Genomic DNA, 20,255 nt, shown 5'->3' on the forward strand with positions numbered 1-20,255 from the left:
TTGAAAAGGGTGATGCGCCCACCGAAGCCCGCAAGGACGCGCAATGAAATCCTGGATGAGGAAGTTCTTTCGGGTGTGGCTGGTTACCAATGCGGTAAGCATCGCCCTCATCACGCTGGGCCTCTGGCTGTCCGGCCTGCGCATCGGGATTGATGTCCAGCGCCTCATCGGCGAGCCCGCTTGCATGCCCTCGTTGGTCTACATCTGGAACCCAGGCCTGTCCGAGCCTGCAAAAGTGGGCCACTACATCCTCGCAAGGATGCCTGCTACCGGGCTGGGCGTTGGCGCGCGCCCCGGGGACCGCATCGTCAAGCGCGTGCGTGCTGTGGCCGGCGATACGGTAAAGGTCGAGGGCACTGAGCTGTACATCAACGGCAAGCATCAAGAGGACGACAGATTGTGGTTGGCCAAGAGCATCCCCGGCAAGGCGCCGGGGGACTTCGATCGTGAGGTGACGCTTGGGGATGGTGAGTTGTTTCTCATGGGAACAACGAAGGAAAGTTTCGATTCCAGATATTGGGGGCCTGTCAAACGTGAAGCGATTCTTGGTTCTGCTATCCCTCTGTTCTAGCTCGTTCGCCTGGTGCGCGGACCAGGCGGAGAGCAGGGCACCTTGGCTCAACAATCTGCCTCCTGCGGCAGAACCCACCGCCATTGCACCGCAACAGCCCGCAATGGGGTCGTTGCGCGACTTCCTTATGCAGCCTGCGCAAAAAGCTGAATGGATGGAAGAAGCCAAGCAGCGGGTGCAGAGCAAGGCTCCTCAGTCGGAGGCAACCAGCAATGCGCCGGAGCAGGACTTCGACATGCAGGTGTTCATTTCCACGGGCATGCCCGAAGGCGTCCTGCGCCAGTTGTTCAAACAGGCGCTGGCCAAAGAGCCCAAACGCATCCGCTTCGTTGTGCGTGGCTTCGAGCCGCAGAAAGTCGGCGCGCTGCTGAGCAAGCTGCGCCATCTACTTCCAGATCCGTACAACGATGACGTCATAGTGGAAGTCGATCCGAACGCGTTCCGAGCCTACGCGGTAGACGCCGTGCCGGTGTACTTGATCAAGGACAAGGCAAAAAACAAGTGGTTCGAGATTCGCGGAACCGCTAGTTTGGACCTCGCACGGGATTTTGCGCGCAGGGGCGGAAGCTACAACGCTGGCGACCTGTATCCGATAGCGGAGCCGGACATCCTGGCGGTGATCGAGGAGCGCGCACGCAAATACGACTGGGAGCCCGCGATGAAACGTGCCCAGGCACGAGCGGCCCAGAACCTGCGCCCAACCTTCGATCTTCCCACCTCATCGCGCAATGCGACGGCCTACTTCACTCCGACTTTCACGGCGCCGCATGACATAACTTCTCCAGGGCAAAACGGCAGAGGGGAAGTCTTGATCGCTCGCGCTGGCCAGACCTTCGCTCTACTCGACTACACCCGTCTGCAAGTTCCCGTGTTGGTCTTCGACGCAACGGACACCCGCCAGCTGAGCATGGTGCGGCAATGGATCCAGCGACCCGAGTACAAGGGCGCGGATGTGTTCGTCGTGGGCTCGAATGCTGTTGCGCGCGACGCGACTACACCTTTGTCATCGGACCTGCAGCACCTGCTCAAGCGTCCTGTGTTCCCAATGCCGCGACGCCTGGCAGAGCGCTTCGGCGTGGATGCAGTGCCTGCGATCGTGGAGCAAGAGGGACGCAATCTGCGAATTCGCTACTTCGACGCAGCATCTGGACTCGCAAAGTGATCATGAAATCAACCATTCTTCGCGCTTTGGCGATTCTTGGAATTCTCGTGGCTAGCCTTTTCGGATTGGACGAGGCCTATGCGCAAGAGGAGGGAGCGGGCTCCGGGGATACGTCCTCCGCACGCGCTATTGACTGCAGCAACTACAGCCCTCTTGAGACGATGTTCAAGGACGTGTGTTGGAGCGGGATGTTTCCCTTCCGGCTCATGGGGGCAACGTTCATGGATGGTAAGTCGGGGGTGCCGACTGATGCGAACAAGGACATCCTGTGCAAATGCGGAGGGAGTCTCTCGGACGCCAAACTGCCCCGCATTGGCTTCACGCTTGGGTTCTGGGCTCCGGCAAAAATAATGGATGTGACCCGAAAGCCGTACTGCCTGCCGTCTCTCGGGGGGATGAAGTTGCCGCTGGCTGGCGCTGAGTTCCTTAACGGCGGGGCGAACATGGGACGAGGGGGGCTGAACTCGTTTTTTGCGAACTGGGCGCTCTACACGTTTCCGATCATCTACATGCTCCGACTCATCGATGACGGCGCCTGCCCACCCGATGGAATGACCGAATTCGACCTGCTGCAGGTTAGCCCTGCGTTCCCCAACTGGAATGACGTGCTCGGTCGCTACACCACGTTCATCAACCCCGAGATGCTGCTATTCACGGGAGTGACCTCTCTTTTTGCCCTCCCCGTAGATGCCGCCTCATCGTCCTTCGGTACACCCATTAACGCGTTCTTCTGGACAGCCGGCGCGTGGGGTCCCATGTACCCAATCACGGGGTTCGCGTCAGGGTCCGGTGACACAAAAGCCGATCCAGTGTCTCTCACAAGCCTGACCGCAGTGCGCGGAATTTCGCTGCTACATCGCCTAGGCCTACTCAACGAGACCATCGGCAAAGCTAACGTCTGCGAGCGCAACCCGCGATTCGTAATACGCAAAGACGCTTACCGTTGGCAGTTTCTCGCTCCTTCCCCGGAGTCGAACGGCCGCCTGCCTGGCGCTCCTCCGCCGACCGCCACTACATCCCAGGTGCGAGAGGTAAATCCGCCTTCTCGATTCAGCACTTGCAACCATGCCACCGGCGCGTCTTCTGCGGCTTGGGGGATGTGGCGGGATGTTCCAGCGACTGGCGAAGACCATTCCTATCTGATTTTCCAGTGGACCGATTGCTGCTTCGGTATCACTCCGTAAGAGCCTCGCATGATGCACAGATCTGATCTTCCCGAGGTCTATAGGCCGCTGTCCCGGAACCCAGCTATCGTTTGGAGTGGGCGGCTCATGCTGTCGTGGGCCTTGGTAGTGATGCCTACCACTTCCGTACTCACCTACGCTCAGGCGCTGCCCGCGCCTTCTACGGCTGCGCAGAATGAGTGGGCCGCGACAGCGCGCACCCAGGATGAGGGGACCGCGAACCAGCTGATCAACCAGCGTGCGTCGAAGCTCATGCGTAGCCAGTATCAAACTGGAGCGGCGCTAAGGTCTCCAAACTTGACCGAGGACACGTCGGCACCGGTGCGCACACCGAAGATGGTCGCAGACCCGGGCGACGCAGAGCGCGCGGCAAAGCAAGCAGCTCGTGTGACACAGCGGACGCGTGAAGACATGGTGCGCAGCGCCCAGTCGGCGAACTCAGTGGCGCAAGAGAACTACCAGCGCATGGATTTCCATCAAAACACGCTGGAAACAAAGAGGGCCGAACCGGGCGTCAACCAGACAACGAACCATCGCGCCAACTTGAACGAGATGATGCCGGGGTTCAGCGACCAGAAGGTGGCCGAGATGCATGAGATCGGCGCCCAGATGTACAACAACCCAGAAAAGATGGAGTCCATCGCCGAGCAAAACAGGCGAAACCTCCGCAGAGACGGTTGCCGTCGAACTCAGTTCGCGCTGAAGTCGCGACAGAACATCGATCTGGCTCCTACATCGCCTGAACATCGTATTCTCAAAGTCGAGTTCTTCGACATCGAGAAGGTGGCTATTCCGAACACTAGCCCAGTCGATCATCAGTTCATCACAAAGCCCACAACGTACAAGCGCGGCAAGGTGGACATGCTGAGGGCAACGCTTGGCGGCGTGGCCAACGTTATCTGGGACCAAGTCGATGAGACGTTCGCGATCCGCTACACGTACACACCCTTCGCCGAGCCCACGGGGCGCAACTACTTCACATACAACCACTGGTTCGGTGTCTCACGTGGAGGAGCCATCGAACGGGTGCTCGACCCTGGACTTGTGAGCTATGGAACGCCATCTGATGGCTGGAAGCCAGTTGCTGGATATGCGGTTCCCTACGGCGTTTCAGCCGCGTATCTCGCCGCTGATCTGTACCAGTCGGAGGTGACGTATTCAAAGCCAGTGGACGGCGTGCCATGCCCTCCGGACCCGCCCGAGCAATGCGAAGTCCCATCTGTTGGTGGTGACCCCGTACGTTGGTGCCCAGGGGCCTACGGTGCGAACATTGTTCTCATGTACAACGATGCCGCGAATCCAAGCCCGGATCGCTTCGGCAAAGAGTTCAATGACAAGCTTGCGGCCAATGCAAGCCGTAACGATTTCTCCGCGAACGCCGATCTACGCTCAGGCGTTATACGCGGCGTCAATGCTGGAAACAGTGATCTGGCCAAGCAGCTGATCGGCTCATGCCGACGTGATTCGGTTTCGCGTATCGACGTGATTCAGGGTGGCACCTACGGAGATCCCGATATTCAAATGTGCTCTGAGACCCTTGTGAACCCGTTTCCACAAGGTTGTCAGGGTGTCAAACGCAGTTTCGGCCTGGCATACGTCGGTGAGCACAACTTCATGTCGGTAACGGCATTCAACAAGGTCAAGGTGCCGGTCATCGACCCAGTGACGAAGCTGCAGGTCAAGGACGCGGAGGGTTTCCCTCAATTTACCTACCGCAAAGATCCGATGAACGTGACAGGCTCCCTGCGAACCGACTTCACGATCATGGGGGCAGCTACATGCCCAGCGGGGGAGAACTGCACCACCGAAAAGCTGCCTGACGATCCGCGCGGATCGAGCGAAGGCCAGTACGTGGAGTACCGCCATACCCCCATGGGAGGTGACCCGAAGCTCTTCGTGGTCAACGGCGTCTATGCACAGGCTGGAGGAACGGGAGACTTCACGGACTATGGCGTGTCTGGCTCAAGCTGGATGCCGACAGGAACGGTGTTCGCGGACGGCACACTGCACGAAGTCAGGCTAATGGCCAAGATCTACAGCATTGCGATTAACAGCTTCGCGGGCTGCGAGCGCTACATGCAGTACGCCGCAGACGGGTTCTGCAAGGGTGCAAAGCTGACCTGCACGGATACGGCTCCAACGCGGACGGTTGGCGACGTCACTTTCGGGCCCAACCTTCCGAACCGAGGGATCGTCGAGTTGCTCAAAAAATGGGGCACTGATGCATCAGCGGTCGTTCAACCAGACTACGACAACGGATCAGGCGCGGAGCCAACACCGAACGGGCCGCCACTCAAGCTGCTTGACGATCCGATGTGCTGGCAGGCTAACGCCGAATCGTTCACGAGCTGTGCCACGATGGAGGTAAGTAGCAGGCTGAAGACCTTCATGCGGGACGGTGCGGAATGGGCAACCGACTGCAATCTGGCGACGGACGACAACGATGTGCCGCTGGAAAGCTCCCCCTCATGCAAGCGGGCGACAACACGTGATGAGTGCGACAACCGATTCAAAGGAATTTTCACCGGGCAGTGCTACAACCCCTCGATTGCCTACGACTGCGGCGTTACCCGAGAGTTGAAAATCCCTGTCTCGGTGGAAGAGCAGGGCGATGCATGCTCGGGTGCAATGCGTTGCTTGGGGACAGAGTGTCATCGGCCGAACTTGACTGGCTCGCATCAAGGAGATTTCGCTCGCGCTGCTTCGGGCATGGAGGCCATCAATCAAATGGTCAATGAAATGGTGTGCGAAGAGACGGGCGAGCCACCAAAGAGCGTGGATCAGGCGTGCACGCCATATATCTTTGGTGGCAAGGCAATGTACTGCAAGATTCCGATTGGGCATCAGATCGGCCTCACACCAAATTGCTGCAAAGAAGCGAGAAAGGGGGCCAAATCAGCGCCCGGCTGGATGGAGTACCTGCAGGCGATGTCCGCATTGAACAAGTTGGGCCGGACGAAAGTGGTCCAGGATGTGATGGCGAGCAGCGACATCTACAACTCGATTGCTCGAACATTCGGTGATGTCTCGTCCGAAGTGACGAACCTGTACTCCTCGGCGGCGTCGTGGGTGACTGACAACCTGGTGGCACCGTTCCGCGCTTCTTTCGATACCCTCATAGGCTCGGAAGCCACTTCGGAGGTGGCGAGCATGGGGGTGGGGGAAGTGAGTAAAGGGTTGGGGATTGAAGGGCTAATGACACAGTTTCAACAGTTCCTATACAAAGGTCTAAATGACGTCTTGATGAAAATCGGTGGTCAAGAACTTTCCGGCATGGTGTTTCAGGCCGCACCGGGCGGTGCGCTCAAACTAACTCCTGGAATGCAGAACTTAGTTGACGGATTAGGCACAGTGATGATGGTTTACTCAATCGCACGACTAATCGGCCACATAATCTTCGCTTGTAAGCAAGAGGAGTTCGAATGGGGAATGAGTGACAAGTGGCGTTTATGTACAGATGTCGGCTCCTGTTGTTCGAAGAAAGTCTTTCTGATTGGTTGCGTCGAGAAGCGGCAGCTATATTGCTGCTACAAATCGATTGTCTCGCGAGTGATTAGCGAACAGATAGTCTCCAAGAACCTTACGGGTCAGCGCCCCTATGGCTTTCGCTCTACAAAAGATGGACGCCAACTGGGTGGCTGCAGCATAAATTGCGGAGGATTCACCGCATTTGAGTTAGCGTCGATAGACTGGTCGAGGATTGACTTGACAGAATGGACAGATACATTGATTGAAGCGGGGCTTCTAAATCCCGCTGATCCGACGACAAACTTCGGTATCTCGCAGAACAAGATCAAGCCATCTATGGCGATTGCCGGAAATCCAGACACAGAAAATGCGTATGACCATAGAGTTCCAGCCGTCAAGTCTGCCGAGATCCTTGGAACGACTATGGACAGGGCTACAAGCTTCACCCATGCTCTTAAGGACGAAGTTGAGGAGCACTGCTACGACGCAAATAAGAAGAAAATGCCGTTCGTATATCCTGGGTGCAATACAAAGCCTTAATTAGAATAAGCGGTTGATGGATTGTGCAGAAGGCTCCTAGAAACAACGGCCGGAGATCGGTTTGGCGGTTGCTTCCAACTCCCGGGGGGCGATGAAATGCCTACGGTACGCCATGCTCCAGATTTTCGATCGCCCCAATTTTTCTTGGAAAAGCTTCTGTTTCAGTAGCTTTTCGGGCCACTTTTCTTGGTCTCACTCCGTACGATAGGACGCGCAAGGGGGCACTCATTTGAGGAGCTCCTGTCGTCTTACGAAGGGGGATTGCGAGATGGATTCTGGCGCAGCATTGATGGCGGCAGTGGGTGGATTGGCAATCGTTGCGCTAGTGCTTGTTGGGGCAGCAAAGCCTGATGGCCAACGCGCGGGCGATGCACGAGATCGAAAGGCCCCCAGGTCGCCCGCCTCAGCACGGGAACGCGTCGGCGTTTCGCCCCGCCGAGCGGTGGCAGGCGGGGACGAGGATGAGGGTACGGCACTCCCCCAATCCTCGCTAATGATTCCCCCGCCTGACGAGGCGCGCATCCAGGCGATCGCGCCCAACAACGACCCACGTAGGCGCTGCTGACATGAGTCTGCGTATGCGTATGAATGCGGGCCTTCTTGTGGGGCTGTTGTCCGGCTATTGCTTTGCCGGCGATGTTGACCAAGTGGTCACGGCAATCCGCGAATCTACTCAGGACACAACGAAGCTAACTGCGTGCCTCCTACTCAGTCAAGCGGCCAGCACATCGAAGGCGGACGCGCGAACCCAGAAGAAGGCCGTCGAATTGGTCACGCAGCGATTGAAGAATCAGGACGTGGCCATGTTGCGCGCCCGAGGGGATGTAGCGCGAAAGGGACTCTATGGCTATGAGCGCAACGAGGAGCTGGCATACCGCCTTTACTCTAAGGCCACACGTTCGGTAGAAGCGGGCTGGAATGGTGCGCTGATGCTCTATCGAAGAAGCCCCAATGGCGTAAGCGCAAGTGATGCGCGCCTGATCTTGGACTTGCTTCAGAAATCTGGCGCTGCCACGCAGAATTCGCGTGGGTTGGTCGGCTCATATTCACATTATGTTGCCGGCCTACTTAACGAGGCAGGCACGGCAGGCAAGCCAGATCTCAAGAAGGCATTTATCCATTACCGAACCTCGGCTCGCAATGCCTACGTGCCTGGCGCTTACCACTACATGCGCCTGCTGGTCCAGTCCATACCAAAGCTCCCGACTACCGAAAAGGGTGTAGTGATGCAAGAGATCCGGATGATGGTGAACCGCTGGAAGTGGCAATCCCCCGAGATCATGTTCTTGGCCGGAGACATCTACGCGGCCCGATGGCTTCCAGACGAGGACGGCTTCATGGCCCAGTACCACTGGCGAATGGCTGCAAGGATGGGTGCTGCTCGTGAAATCGCGGATTTTGAAGGGGCGCTAAAAACGCGGGTGCGCAGGCTTTCGCCTGAGATGGAAAAGCGTCTCGAAGAGGCTATTGAAGCAGGGTATAGAAACACAATGGCCGTTAAAAACGAACTCGAATTCGTCGATCTGTGCGCTGAGTGAATATGAAAACAATCCTTTTGTCGGTAGCAATAGCGACTATTGCAGCTTCCGCAGTTCAAGCGCAGCAAGCAGGAGATCCCTTCAAGAAGACAGAAGAGGGTTGGTTCTGGTACCAGGTCGAGCCAGAGCCGAAAGAGCCGCTCAAAATTGAGGAGGCCCCACAGCAGCTGAAGAAGCAAGCGCCCGCAGTTATTCAAATCGGCAAGCCTAAGAAGCCAGAAGCGCTATCGGTGGAATGGTTCCAGACTGAGTACCCACGTCTGCTCAACAATGCGGTGGACAACCCTACCGACGAGAATGTCCAGGCGTACCGCTATGCAACGCGGGTGATGCTGGATAAGGCAAGCAATTTCACTCGGACCTTTCAGCGTCAATCGCTTCTGGATCCACTTCTGGATGAGTCAGTACGCTCACCATTCTCCAGTGCAATGCGAGGTAGCTACCAGCGGTGGTCCTTGGAACAAAAGAGGAAGGCCACGGAGGCGATCTCAAAAAAAGCCGGCTTGTGGGTCTTCCTAGACGATAAGTGCCATTTCTGTTCGCTTCAATACCCAATCGTGGAACGAACAGCGAAAGAGCGTGGATTTGAGGTGATCTACATCACCCCCGATGGGGAGCGGCCAAGTTGGCTCATGGGGAAAAGCGACGTTCGGAAGGATGACGGCCAAGGCCGCCACCTAAAGATACAGGTAAGGCCCGCCGTCGCGCTGGTGGCGCCGCCGGACAACATCACCGTGATTACTCAAGGGATGCTGTCTCAGGATTTGCTGGAAGAACGGATTCTGATCGCCGGGGATGTTGCTGGACTGGTTACTGGGCAAGCACGTAAAGATGCGTTCCCTGAGGAGCGAGGAATCCTGACGACCGAAGACATCAAGGAAATTGGCCGCGCGCTTGAAAAGGATCCGAAAGCAATTGTCCCCAGCGCGCAAGAAAAAATTCAAAAGAGGTATTGACATGGCAAAAGCTCGAAGGTTCAGAGCTACCGTAACCGCAATCACAATTGCAGCAATGGCAGCCTTAATGCCTGCCGAGGCTAGTGCGGGCCTAAAGGAAGCAATGAATGACATGTTTGTGACCACTTCAACAAATGCACAAACATACAAATCGCAGCGCCTTATGGGGGTTTACGGCGGATCGCTATCTATACGATCGCCCGGAAGAGGCATCAACATTGTCCAGTTTGCACCCCCCAGAATTGACGCGGGGTGTGGTGGAATCGATATCTTCTTTGGCAGCTTCTCATTTATAAATGGTGCGCAGTTTGAACAGCTCTTGCGCTCTATCGCTGCGAATGCTACAGGGTTCGCCGTAAAGGCCGCCATCAAATTGATGTGCAATCCATGTGACGAGATTTTATCGCGCCTTCAACAAGCAATGGAAACACTCAATTCAATGGCGAAAAACACATGTGCCATTGCGAACTCCATGGTTTCTGGCTCGATTGAGCCTAAGCTGAAGGAGCAAGCTGCAAGAGTGGGGACGGCGCTATCTGGCGCGCTTAGCTTAACTGCGGACTGGGTCTCCGGGGAAAGTAAGCGTCAAAGTCAAACACCTTCGGACGCAGCAACGGCTGGTGGAAATGCACAAGCCCGAGATAACAATCCGAATGTGGGCAATTTCGTGTGGCGCGCTGCAAATGAGACAATGGGTAAAGGCGCTAACACCCTCCAGGTCTTCATGACAAAAAGGCAAGCAATTGAAATAATCATGGGTTTGTTTGGTACCACTGTAAACCGTGCAACAGAGGCCGGTGAGAGCTGCGGACCAGGTGTGAATCCGGAGGTCTGTGATCAACCGGTGCAGACATACCCTTCGAAGATTGCCAATTGGGACCAGGTTCTCAAAGCCAGCAGATTCAGTCCTGATGGAGTTGGGATTTACTCCTGCATAAATGAAAGTCAGGAATGTACAAAAATCGATTCCAGCAGGAAACTTCCTATTAGCGAATGGGGTGGTGTCGAGGACATTGTCAATCAAGCGCTGTTTGGAACTACCAGGCCTGAGATTAGAAGTAACTGGACGGATAGCTCCATTGTCGGTTCTTTTGCCAATAAGAGGCCGCTTGTTTCAGGATCGCTCGATGCGAGGTCTCAGGCTATATTGGATATGACACCATTTCCTTTGCTGCATTTCTTGCTTGAAGCGCAGAAGATACCAGGCGCACCTGAGCAGATCGGCCTGATCGTGGCTCAGTATTTGCCAGACTACTTCGGCTATATGCTCGGCATCGAATTGCTTACCATAGGAAAGTCGGCCTTCACTGAGCAAACGAAAGCCATGATGCCAGATGGGTACGCTGCGGAGTTGAAGATCAAAGAAGAGGCGCTCATGAAGATGCGGCCTGATGCCGACAAGATGAACTCTATGGTCAAAGCTGTATACGACTCGTTGGTCATAAATCAACGGCTAACTGCATCTCAAATGCGTGGCGCGTCCGGCTCTGGCGACAAGCGCTAAGGAAGAATATGGCGTTTACTATCTATACAATTTCCGATCCTGTGGTGATCGGAAGTGCGATGACGTCGATGGCTATGTTCTTCGGCCAAGAGTCATTGGTTGGTTCGATCGTCAAGACTGGGCTATTGATATCGCTCCTCTTCATTCTTGGCCAAACTGTCGTCCAAAAAGGCTTGCGGCTCGATGTAATATTGATTCAGCTAATTGTAGTTTGGGTTGTTTTTCTTCCTAAGACGACTGTCAATATAGAACAGTTTGATAATTCGGCGCCGCCACGGGTCGTGGACAACGTGCCGTACGCAATTGCGCTTCCCGCAACGCTGGCCGGCAGCTTTGCCTTAATGATGACCAATCGAATAGAGCAGGTAATGGTCAACGTTAATGGAGACTATCTATCGGTGTCTGGTGATGTGCACCCATTCTCGCCTGCACGGGTGTTGATGAGCTTCGCAGCTTGCCCTCTTGAACCGCTAGGTTGCCTTTCTCAGAATCTAGTTGAGACAATGCGCCTTGCGGTACGCTACTGTTCAGGCCCTAGCTTGTCTAAAGCCGAATTTGCTAACCAGCGCTATGTTTTGAAGGCACTGTCGGAAACTCTGACGGAGACTGGAAGTACTGTGATCTATGATGATGGTAATCCGTATGTAACGGGCGGTGGCGGCGGACGCGCTGCGTCCTGCTCAGAAGCGGCCTCATACCTTAGAAACTATGAGGATAGTGTTGGCAATGGAAGCAGTAATGAGGTAACTGAAACAATAAAAAATCTCGCAAACAAAGCAGAAATAAAGCAAAACAAAGCAGTCATTCGCGATGATGGGACGATTGACTATGATACCGCCATGGGAATGATCAATAAGTTGACCGATAGCTCCTCAAGGATTGATACCAGGAGTGTCTTCAACATCATGACATATTCAATGGCCGATTCGCTGAAGTATGTTGGCCATACGCCAATTGATCAGCCGATTTCCATAATGAGAGACTCGGGGTTGTTCAATTGGGCAAAATCTGAGGCCTCCCAAAGCATGATGGTAAGTACAACAGCTCCAAAATTCATGGATGTGTTGTTCTTTATATTCATTGCAAGTACGCCGATAGTCATGTTTATGCTTGCTGCTAACCCCCAAAGTGGGGTAAAGGTGGCTGTATCGTATATCGTATTTGGGCTGTGGACTCAAAGCTGGATTCCGATGATGGCAATCATTACAAGTTGGTATCAGCGAGATATTCTGAGTATTCCTGCGCCTATTCCTCCATTGGGCGAACCTTTATCCCCTGCGTACATGGCGATGATGATGCGCCAGACGATGACATCGACGATAGCAGCTGGGAACATGATCCAGAATGCTCCATACCTGATGTTCGCGATACTTACTGGCTCGATGTTTGCCATGTCGAGCATGATCAGCAAAGCGGTTCCTAGCGGGAGTGGTGGTGGCTCTACAGGAGAAGCAAGCGGCGCAGGTGGAAGTTCTGGCGGTGGGAAGGGCTCGCCTCTTGTTGGCGGCGCAGGATCCGCTGGCAGTCCTATTCTTGCGCAGCGCGCTGCAATTGCCGGATCCGAGAACGCAATGCGTGGAGGTATGACAGGCGATTCCGTTGGAGTGCTTGGCGATGCGTCTGCGAATTTATCTGGTCTGGGGAGCATGGATTTCGGTGGCGGTGTGGCAAGCTCATCCAATTATTCGTCTGAGACGTCAGCAGCCGCGCGTCAGAAAGTTGAGCAGTCCCAATCGCAGGCGTTGAACGACACTTCTTCCTTAATCGCATCCGGTGGTAAATATCTTGATGGGGCAAAAGTCGCAAATTACCTGTCCAGCCGAGGCAGCACTGTGACGTGGGATGCTTCCACTGGAACGCTTAGTTCTGATGGGCAATCAGTGAATCTGCGCACTGGGCAAATGAACACAGCTGCGAGAAATGCAGCCCTCTCAGGGAATATCCAAGCAGGAATTAACTCAAAGGACTCTCTCCCAGGGAAAGTACTTGGGACCTTTACTGGGATATCTGGGAGTGCAGGTATTCAAGCCTCCACTGGAATTAGTCATGGAGTAACCCAGACTGCGGGCCTGGACGAACTGAAGAGCTTAAAGAACGAGAGGAGTGCATCGTCAGGTGTTCGCGACTCAGCGTCCAACGGTGAAAGTGCCAATACTGGATCGTCTGGAAAATCTGGCTCCCAGTGGTCTGAAATTGGGCAGAAGGCGACGCAGCTAGGAAATACACTCACGAAACTTGCCTCAAGCGCAAAGGCATTGGACGAGGCAGATAAGCTCTCAAAATCGGCGGCTATGGATGCCTCCGCAAAGACAGGCGCTAAGGTCGAAGGATCAGACTTTGTGAATAAGTGGGGACAAACGCAGGCAGGCAAGAGCGGCAGCGATTCGCGCCATCAAGCTGAAGCTCTTGGGAAAATACAAGGTGCGATGGGAGGCGCATTGACCGGTGAGGCACTTCAAGGCTTTCTCAGCTCATTCGGGAGTAACTACAGGCAAATGGAGCAGGCTTTCGGATCTGGCATGAGCAAAGACCAGATGGCAGGCGCGGCCGCTTGGAAAGCCTTGACCTCAATGAACGCCTCGGCAGCGAGCCCGTCGGAAAAGCTAGCATCGCTAAATGCGATGGCGAAACTTGCCACGGCGGCAAACATTGCCGACGTTTCTGCAGGTGTGGGGGCAGCCGCTGCCGCCGTCGAACGTGTTGCGGCAGTTGAAAAGGGCCTGGCGAGCATGCAAGCCGGGATGAAGCCAGCTATGGCGCAAACTGAAGCGGCGGTGAAGAGTGGCCTTGATCCGGATCGGCAGAAAGAACTTGCAGCTGGTGCAAATGACCGGATTGCAGGAGGACGCGCGGCTGCGGGCGGAATCTATAGCGAAACCATAGCTCAGAATGGTGCAGTTGAAGCGAGAGCTAAAGAGTCAGTTGGCCAAGCTCAGCAGGGTAACGTTCAGTTCGAAAAGCATACAGGCGATAGCACGCCATTGGTCACGGGAATGGCAAATGCCACTTCGCGTCAACAGTTCGTTCCTACAAATGATGGCGCCGGATATGCCGTTGGCGGTAAACCTCCATCACCATTAGAAAGGCTTCAGGATACTCAAGCTGCGTTAAACCTGAAGAATGCGGCGCCCAGTGACCCAGGTGCTACGCTCAGATCTCTGTATGCCGGAAGTGTTCCGCAGGCAGACGCAGGTGGCCTTTCTTCCGCTGTTTCTGCGATAAGTGGAGCTACAGGAAAGGCACTGGATTCGGCGGGATTCGTTGCCGGGTCGCTATCGGATGGAGCTAATTCCGGTAGCAAAACTGCACAAGCCCCTTCAAAGGATCCTGGCGGGTCTCACCTTCAGTCTGCTGGGGGCCAGTCTGCGCCGCATAGCCAAGCGGCCAAGCCGGAGTTGAGCAGCCATTCTCCCGTTGCTTCGGCCATCAGTGGTGGCTCTGTGAATATGCTGAGCGCGGCGGGATCCGTGGCTGGAGCACTAGTGAATGGCGCTCCAGCCGGGAGTAACGTTGTCACAAGCGTTTCGAAGGAGGTAGGTGGTCCGTCAGCTCACTCGCCAGTGACCGCTCCTTCGAATGGGCAAGCAGGCTCTGCGGCTCAAATTTCCAAGGGTGAAGGGGGTGGGCTTTCGCCCGCTGCTGCCGCAATAAATGGTGGCACGGTGAATATGCAGGGAGTGGCTGGATCGGTGGCCGGATCAGTAACAAGTGCTGCAAGCGCTGGGAGTACGGTCGTTCAAAATATTTCAAAAGATGTCGGTGGGGCGTCATTACCGACATTAGGAACTACAACTACTGTCCCACAAGGAGGCGCCTCGGGTGGGGTGGGGGCAGCGCCGGAGCAAGATGTTGGAGGAAAGCCAGGACGGCCGGTTCCCGGAGGCGCGACATCTCGTCAAGTCCCCGGAGAAAACAACAAGAAATCGATTGCTCCCCCCAAATAAAAAAGAGGCCCTCGTAAGGACTCATTCCCTAAACATACATAGGATGTGGGTGAATGAGCGTAGAGCCTTGTCAGAATTGATTTTTTTCTACGAGTCATTGCGGTGTAGAGATACATCGTAATACATCGTAACTACAAAGCGCCGAGGGCAACTTCGGCGCTTTTTTCATGGAATTTTGGGCGTGGATTCGCCCAGCACCTTGCGAACGGCACGAGCAAAGCCCACCTCGAACACCGTCCGTCCGCGCTCGTTGACGATTTCGCCGTGGCTGCCTTCCTTCAAGCCGCGCTCTTCAAGGTAGCTTGCCGAAACCGCTTTCTGCAAGGCTTCACGCTCCGACGACGTCAACTGCGCAGACAGGGCGAGGACAGCCACCGGCAGTGTCCCCGGAGCAGCAGAGATGGTCGCCCCTAAGGGACGTCGATCCACGGTTACCAGCGTGTGGGCCTTCAGCACGTTGAGTTGCGCTTTGAGCTTGTCGCGCTCAGCGATGACGGCCTGCATGATGGAGCGGATGGCAGGGTCTTCGATGCGCATCAGGTAGTCATGGCTCGCCAAGGTTTTGGGTAGCTTGGGCTCAGCGGGTCCGGCATAGGCGGACCACGCTTTAATGAGCACCCGATAGTCGGCGGACTGGGCGTTGTAGAGCGCTCGGCCTTTCAGGATGCCTTCGGCTTCAGCTAGGCGGCCGATGGCCGGCAGGGAGAAGTCGCGCGAGCCGGCTGCGTGCTGCCGGCGGCAAAGCTCGTGCATTTTGGCCAGGTTGGCCTGTCGATTGGAGCGTCCGCCCTTGTCGAGCAGCGACGCAAGCACGGCGTCCGGGTGGATGTCCGTCATGCCGCTCATGCTGCGTCTCCGGTCAAGGGTCGGGGGCCGGAGGGGAACGACTGAACCGGGCGGTCGGCGTGCAGCAGCGAAGCGAGGTCCATGTTGAAGTGCTGGCTGAGGCGTACGCCTGCGTCCATCAGGCGAATCACCTCCCGCTGGCCAAGCACGGGATTCGCAGCGTTCATCTGCTGGGCCAGTCTTCGCATGAAGGCGTTGCCCGCGAGCAGTTGCTCCTGCTCGCCCAGAAGCATGAACACGGGTGGCAGGTCGTCACGATAGAGCACACCATCGAGGAGTTGGCTGCGGCGGAAGACCGCCTTTCCCGGCTCCAGGTCGGGGTAGACCTCGACGCTGTCGCAGACACCGCTCAACTGGAGCAGTTCGGAGTCCGTCTCCTCAAAGGCAACCTGCACGTCGGCCACCTCGCCGACCGTGACCAGTTGCGTGCCGTCGCCTTCTGCGGCATTCAGCGCAGCCTTGCAGCGCTCAATAAGACGCCAGCAGGCCACCAAGTCTTCGGCCAAGTCGCTGAAGCGCTTCATCGCGCTTTCCCACACCCGCTCGGCCTGCCGGTAAGCGTCCTGGCAAGCAAACGGATGTCCAGCGTCCTCCGCGTCAGCCTTCTGCTTTTTCAGGCCCTGAAGCTCCTGTTCGCGCGCAAGGCAGGCGTTGCGTGCCTCGTCGAAGTGATAGGCCAGTGTGTTGAAGTGGGCTGCCAGCGCAGGCAGGTGGTGTGGTTCGGTCACGAACCAGCGGCAACGCACGCAATTGCGACTGCCGCCCGGAACCGCTCCGTACTTCGGAGCGGAAGGTGAGCCTAGGTTTGGCCCGCCGTTATAGCAGCCGCCCACAACGCCGTTATCCTCAGTCTCACTCGTGTTGCCACCGACCAGACACAGACCATGGTGCATCGGCATCCAGCCTACCGGGTTGCGCGCAGCGGGATGCTGCGGGATGGCAGCGGCAAGGCTGGGCACGCTGTTGCAGATGGCCTTTTGCAGCAGTTCGTCGTGTGCGGTATCCAGTAGGAAGTTCTGGATGCTTGATTCCTTGCGCGCCTCCAGCCGCTCCGCAGCACCATGCAGCACATCTCGTATGTGGGTTGCGCCGGGCTTGGTGTAGTAGAGCGTCATCAGCAGCCGGCTGTGGCCGACGAGTTTTTGCAGTATCGGAAACGGTACCTGCCCTTCCAGAGCCAGTGCGGTGATGAGGGAGACGCGCAGGCTGTGCAGCGGGAAGAGGGTTGTCCGCCCATTGTTCTGCTCCTCTGGCGGCGGGAGGAAGCGAATCGGGTTTCCGTTACGGTGGGTTTCACCCAGGTCGGCGAGTCGCAGTTCGAGCGCTTCCAGCAGAACGAACCACGCCCTATCCATGGAACCATCCACCATCGCCAGATGCCGCTCGTCGTCTCGGGCCTCCGGGAACCTGAAGAGGAAGCAAGCGTCAGGATAGCCAGCGAGCTGCACCTCGCTCTTCGCCTTGATGTGGCGGCCATCCAGTTCCGTCCAAGCTGCGCGCCGTGAGACGGGGTTGTACTTCTCCTGCCAATTGCGCAGCTTCTCTAGCCAGTAAAAGACGTCCTGATGTACCGGTCCACCTAAGGACCAGGGCAACACGTAGCCTTTCTCTGTACCGGATTTGGCGATGTCCGCAGTCTTGTTGGTGTTGATGTGAAGCACGGTTGATGCATCTTTACCATCGGAGAGCGGGTTGCTGCGGCGAAACACCCCTTGCTGGAGGGGGCGTCGTTCGCTGCCCCGTGCAAGTCGGTTCGTATTCAAAGTCCACTCACCCGCTGAATAGCGCCAGGTATCCGCTTCGCCCGAGTCGAGCATGCGCACCTGGAAGGTTCGCAGCGGCAGGATGAGCTTCACGAGCAGGGCAACCCAACGCACCGGGCTCCACATCTCCAGCACCTGGCCACCGCGATATTTCGGACTCACCTTGCGGACTCGCCACACGCAGTCGGGGTCGTTCCGGTCAATCTGGCCCTCGGTCACTTCAAACCAATCAGGTGCACCTTGCCCGCGCTGGCCAATTTCCACACCCAGAGCGCTCTGCGCCCACGGCCAGTCGCAGAAGTTTGGGCCTGCTGCCAGCATTTGCCGCAACTCGTCAATGTACCCATAGGGCAGTGGCGAGTGGACGCTCTCATCCCGCCTGGGCAGGCCACTCTTGGACATCCGGAGCACAGGGTTGCGGAAGGCTGGTGAGACCACCGGTTGGCCATTGTCGTCGGCTTCGCTGAACTCCCGCAGCAGCACGAAGTGCAGGAAGGCGTGGATGTTATTGTTGTACTGGATGCCATTCGCTGAATCCGGGCAGGTCGTGCGGTAGAAGTCCGGCAGGACCGTGCTGCGGGCCAGGAACACCGAGGGGTCAAGCGGCAGCCCCTGCTGGACGAGGTAGCGTTCGAAGAAGGCCGCCAAGGCATTAAGCCTCCACCCAACCCCGCTCGTTTCCCCTTGGAGCCACTCCACTGCCAATACGCGCCAGGCCTCGAGTTGTGGATGCTCCAGTTCGACCCAGCGCAGGGTGATGTCGCTTTTACGCGAGACCCTTTTGACCTTGGGAGCCGGGGCGGTAGATGACTTGGCCGTAGTCGTTGTTTTCTTTTCGGTCATACGGATTACCTATTCATCTAGCTCGATACCCGGCTGTGGCCGGCCCAGCACAGTCGGAGGGCCGGCGTGCTGAGCCCGCAGTCGCTGCGCGGCGGTTTCAAGTGCTGCGATGGCCTCGTGGGTGGTCGCTTGCGTGTAGACCTGCTGGCTCTCCTCGGATGCGTGATGCATAAAGCGACGGATGAGCGACTTATCGACATCGGCGTTGCGCAGCCGCCGACCATAGGCGTGACGGTGGCCATGGGGTGTCGTGCCCAGTGCCTTGCCGACCGTAAGACCGATACGTTCACAGGCGGCGGCATGCGCCTTGTTGTACTGGTTGAGCGTGTACACCCCGCCCACTGGCTCTCGACTGAGGTTGATAAAGGCAAACGGGTGGCCACGGTCGATACGCGCGACCTGCTCCAGGTAACGGTGCCAGAGTTGCAGGAACCACTTGCCATATTCTGGCAAGAACCAGTACGCCTGCTTGTAGTAGGCCGCGTCATGCGTACCGCCTTTCCAGCCGGCATGGCGCCTGTCCATCAACTCATTGCGAGGCACAAGGCCGAATTGCTGGGCAAGGTATTCCGCCCGGTTGCCCTTGCGTGACTTGCCTCTTTCATCGCGCCAATCGGCGGGTGCTCCGCCATGGCTCGGGTGATGGATGAGCACCCTGGCCTGACTCGGGTTGGCTGGGTCCGGGAATACATCGGAGATGTAGAGGTGGAAAGGCTCCGACTCTCGGAAACCGGCCCCGTGCAGCAGCAACGTGATGAGCATGCCACGGTAGTCCTGGCGTCCAGCTGCATGGAATCCCTTGGCAAGCAGTTCCTCGAAACGCTCTTCCGGGAAGGCTGGCGGTTCACCCTTCTCAACTCTCGGCAGGCGTTGGCCCCGGACACGGTGCCCGGTCTCGGCGGGGGAAGCGTTAGCCGCCCAGGCGTGCCCGAGGAAGGCCTTGCTGCGCCGGTACTGGTAGGCGGCTTCATCGGTCTGGCGGTCGAAGGCGCCGCCCGCGTAGCGCGGGTTCACCTGGGCCGCCTCGGGACGCATCTCGCCGAGCCAGTCAAAGAAGTCGGTCAGGTGGGTGACGATGTGCGAAGCATCCTGCGGCGAGCGCGGCGCCCAGCAAAGGCCACTGGGGTCCAGACCGGTCGCACGGTCGAAGGTGCCGGTGTACAGCCGCTGGGCGAAGTTCTGGAACAGACGGTAGGTGTCGCGCTCGCCAGGGTTGGATTGCAGGTATTCGAGGAACATCCGCACCGAGCGGGTCACTTTCGACATCCAGGCCAAGCTGCGGTCGTGGCTGCGGTACAGGCAATAGTCCAGCAAGGGCTCCAGCACCCCCGCCGGGGTCAGTAACGCAGGCAACTCGGCGTAGGCCCCGGTGGCATCAGTATGGACACGGGCTTTGACGGTCACGAACATGGTCGACCTAGACAGCCAAGGTGCGCAACAGGTCAGTTGCGCCTTTGAAATCGATGTGGCGCGCATGCATGACCATATCCATGGCGCCCCCACCGCAGCGCTGGAGCCGGGTATCGAAGAACTTGGGGCCGCGCAGCAGCAATTCGAAATCCCGCCCTTCAACATTGATGTGATAGCGCTGGGTGCCGTGCGTGCTCAGTGGCTCAAACGTGTCGTCGGCCTTTACGTAGCTCTCCAGCTTCTCCAGCATCAACAAGGCATCGAGCTCCCGCCAGCGCCCCAGAGTCAAGCTATCGACAAAAAGTCGTCCCATACGTCCCTCCCCCGGACCCCACCTGCTACTCGTCTTCAAAGAAAGACGGCTACTCGAAACAGCCAGAGATAGCGCTGCATCTTCGCACTCAACCTACATAAGATGCAAATTCATGGAATAGCTACAAGATAATTAGGTCAAGAAAAAACCCCTGCAAGAGGGGTTTGAGTAGCTTCCGACAGTTAAACCGTCCCAACTATGTATTGATTGTTG

General features: G+C 56.9%; 12 protein-coding genes. 8 read left to right on the plus strand and 4 right to left on the minus strand.

Annotated elements, in window-relative coordinates:
* The first annotated feature begins 43 nt into the window (after positions 1–43).
* The 8 genes from lepB (at position 44) to U6958_RS00440 (ending at position 14,867) form a co-directional block, all read left to right on the plus strand.
* Entirely contained in the window at positions 44–571 is a 528-nt protein-coding gene (gene lepB / locus U6958_RS00405) for a signal peptidase I (protein ID WP_232244065.1), read from the plus strand.
* Between the two features lie 154 nt (positions 572–725).
* Positions 726–1,733, plus strand: a complete 1,008-nt coding sequence (locus U6958_RS00410; protein ID WP_232244064.1) for a TrbC family F-type conjugative pilus assembly protein — start codon at positions 726–728, stop codon at positions 1,731–1,733.
* A gap of 2 nt (positions 1,734–1,735) precedes the next feature.
* Positions 1,736–2,917 (plus strand): TraU family protein, encoded by a 1,182-nt coding sequence (locus tag U6958_RS00415; protein ID WP_143044722.1) that lies wholly within the window; start codon positions 1,736–1,738, stop codon positions 2,915–2,917.
* Positions 2,918–3,004: 87 nt separating this feature from the next.
* Entirely contained in the window at positions 3,005–6,925 is a 3,921-nt protein-coding gene (gene traN, locus U6958_RS00420) for a conjugal transfer protein TraN (protein ID WP_074924357.1), read from the plus strand.
* Positions 6,926–7,491: 566 nt separating this feature from the next.
* Positions 7,492–8,463, plus strand: coding sequence for a hypothetical protein (locus tag U6958_RS00425; protein ID WP_139093355.1), 972 nt, complete (start codon positions 7,492–7,494; stop codon positions 8,461–8,463).
* A gap of 2 nt (positions 8,464–8,465) precedes the next feature.
* Positions 8,466–9,419, plus strand: a complete 954-nt coding sequence (gene traF, locus U6958_RS00430; protein WP_208607096.1) for a conjugal transfer protein TraF — start codon at positions 8,466–8,468, stop codon at positions 9,417–9,419.
* Between the two features lies 1 nt (position 9,420).
* Positions 9,421–10,923, plus strand: coding sequence for a conjugal transfer protein TraH (locus U6958_RS00435; RefSeq protein ID WP_074924355.1), 1,503 nt, complete (start codon positions 9,421–9,423; stop codon positions 10,921–10,923).
* Between the two features lie 8 nt (positions 10,924–10,931).
* Positions 10,932–14,867 carry a conjugal transfer protein TraG N-terminal domain-containing protein gene (locus tag U6958_RS00440; RefSeq protein WP_083393695.1) on the plus strand — a complete coding sequence of 1,312 codons (3,936 nt, stop codon included), beginning with the start codon at positions 10,932–10,934 and terminating at the stop codon, positions 14,865–14,867.
* 165 nt (positions 14,868–15,032) lie between these two features.
* On the opposite strand, the gene gmtX is transcribed toward U6958_RS00440, so the two are convergent.
* Genes gmtX through U6958_RS00460 form a run of 4 tightly spaced genes read right to left on the minus strand, consistent with a single transcriptional unit; the run spans position 15,033 to position 20,042 of the window.
* Positions 15,033–15,713 (minus strand): gamma-mobile-trio protein GmtX, encoded by a 681-nt coding sequence (gene gmtX, locus U6958_RS00445; RefSeq protein WP_012204585.1) that lies wholly within the window; start codon positions 15,711–15,713, stop codon positions 15,033–15,035.
* Complete coding sequence (locus U6958_RS00450; protein ID WP_012204584.1) at positions 15,710–18,319, minus strand: integrase family protein; 2,610 nt, start codon at positions 18,317–18,319, stop codon at positions 15,710–15,712. The genes gmtX and U6958_RS00450 overlap by 4 nt, the downstream gene beginning before the upstream one ends.
* Before the next feature lie 9 nt (positions 18,320–18,328).
* Positions 18,329–19,729 (minus strand): gamma-mobile-trio recombinase GmtY, encoded by a 1,401-nt coding sequence (gene gmtY / locus U6958_RS00455; RefSeq protein WP_012204583.1) that lies wholly within the window; start codon positions 19,727–19,729, stop codon positions 18,329–18,331.
* A gap of 7 nt (positions 19,730–19,736) precedes the next feature.
* Positions 19,737–20,042 carry a hypothetical protein gene (locus U6958_RS00460; RefSeq protein WP_012204582.1) on the minus strand — a complete coding sequence of 102 codons (306 nt, stop codon included), beginning with the start codon at positions 20,040–20,042 and terminating at the stop codon, positions 19,737–19,739.
* Positions 20,043–20,255 lie beyond the last annotated feature (213 nt).

It is taken from the genome of Delftia lacustris (genome assembly GCF_040267515.1).
Lineage (GTDB): Bacteria > Pseudomonadota > Gammaproteobacteria > Burkholderiales > Burkholderiaceae_C > Comamonas > Comamonas tsuruhatensis.

Bases quoted from the DNA above. Each gene is read 5' to 3' on its own strand.
- gmtY (WP_012204583.1), bottom strand. From the start codon at position 19,729: ATGTTCGTGACCGTCAAAGCCCGTGTCCATACTGATGCCACCGGGGCC.
- U6958_RS00460 (WP_012204582.1), bottom strand. From the start codon at position 20,042: ATGGGACGACTTTTTGTCGATAGCTTGACTCTGGGGCGCTGGCGGGAG.
- traN (WP_074924357.1), top strand. From the start codon at position 3,005: ATGCTGTCGTGGGCCTTGGTAGTGATGCCTACCACTTCCGTACTCACC.
- U6958_RS00450 (WP_012204584.1), bottom strand. From the start codon at position 18,319: ATGACCGAAAAGAAAACAACGACTACGGCCAAGTCATCTACCGCCCCG.
- U6958_RS00410 (WP_232244064.1), top strand. From the start codon at position 726: ATGGAAGAAGCCAAGCAGCGGGTGCAGAGCAAGGCTCCTCAGTCGGAG.
- traF (WP_208607096.1), top strand. From the start codon at position 8,466: ATGAAAACAATCCTTTTGTCGGTAGCAATAGCGACTATTGCAGCTTCC.
- U6958_RS00435 (WP_074924355.1), top strand. From the start codon at position 9,421: ATGGCAAAAGCTCGAAGGTTCAGAGCTACCGTAACCGCAATCACAATT.
- lepB (WP_232244065.1), top strand. From the start codon at position 44: ATGAAATCCTGGATGAGGAAGTTCTTTCGGGTGTGGCTGGTTACCAAT.
- U6958_RS00415 (WP_143044722.1), top strand. From the start codon at position 1,736: ATGAAATCAACCATTCTTCGCGCTTTGGCGATTCTTGGAATTCTCGTG.
- gmtX (WP_012204585.1), bottom strand. From the start codon at position 15,713: ATGAGCGGCATGACGGACATCCACCCGGACGCCGTGCTTGCGTCGCTG.
- U6958_RS00440 (WP_083393695.1), top strand. From the start codon at position 10,932: ATGGCGTTTACTATCTATACAATTTCCGATCCTGTGGTGATCGGAAGT.
- U6958_RS00425 (WP_139093355.1), top strand. From the start codon at position 7,492: ATGAGTCTGCGTATGCGTATGAATGCGGGCCTTCTTGTGGGGCTGTTG.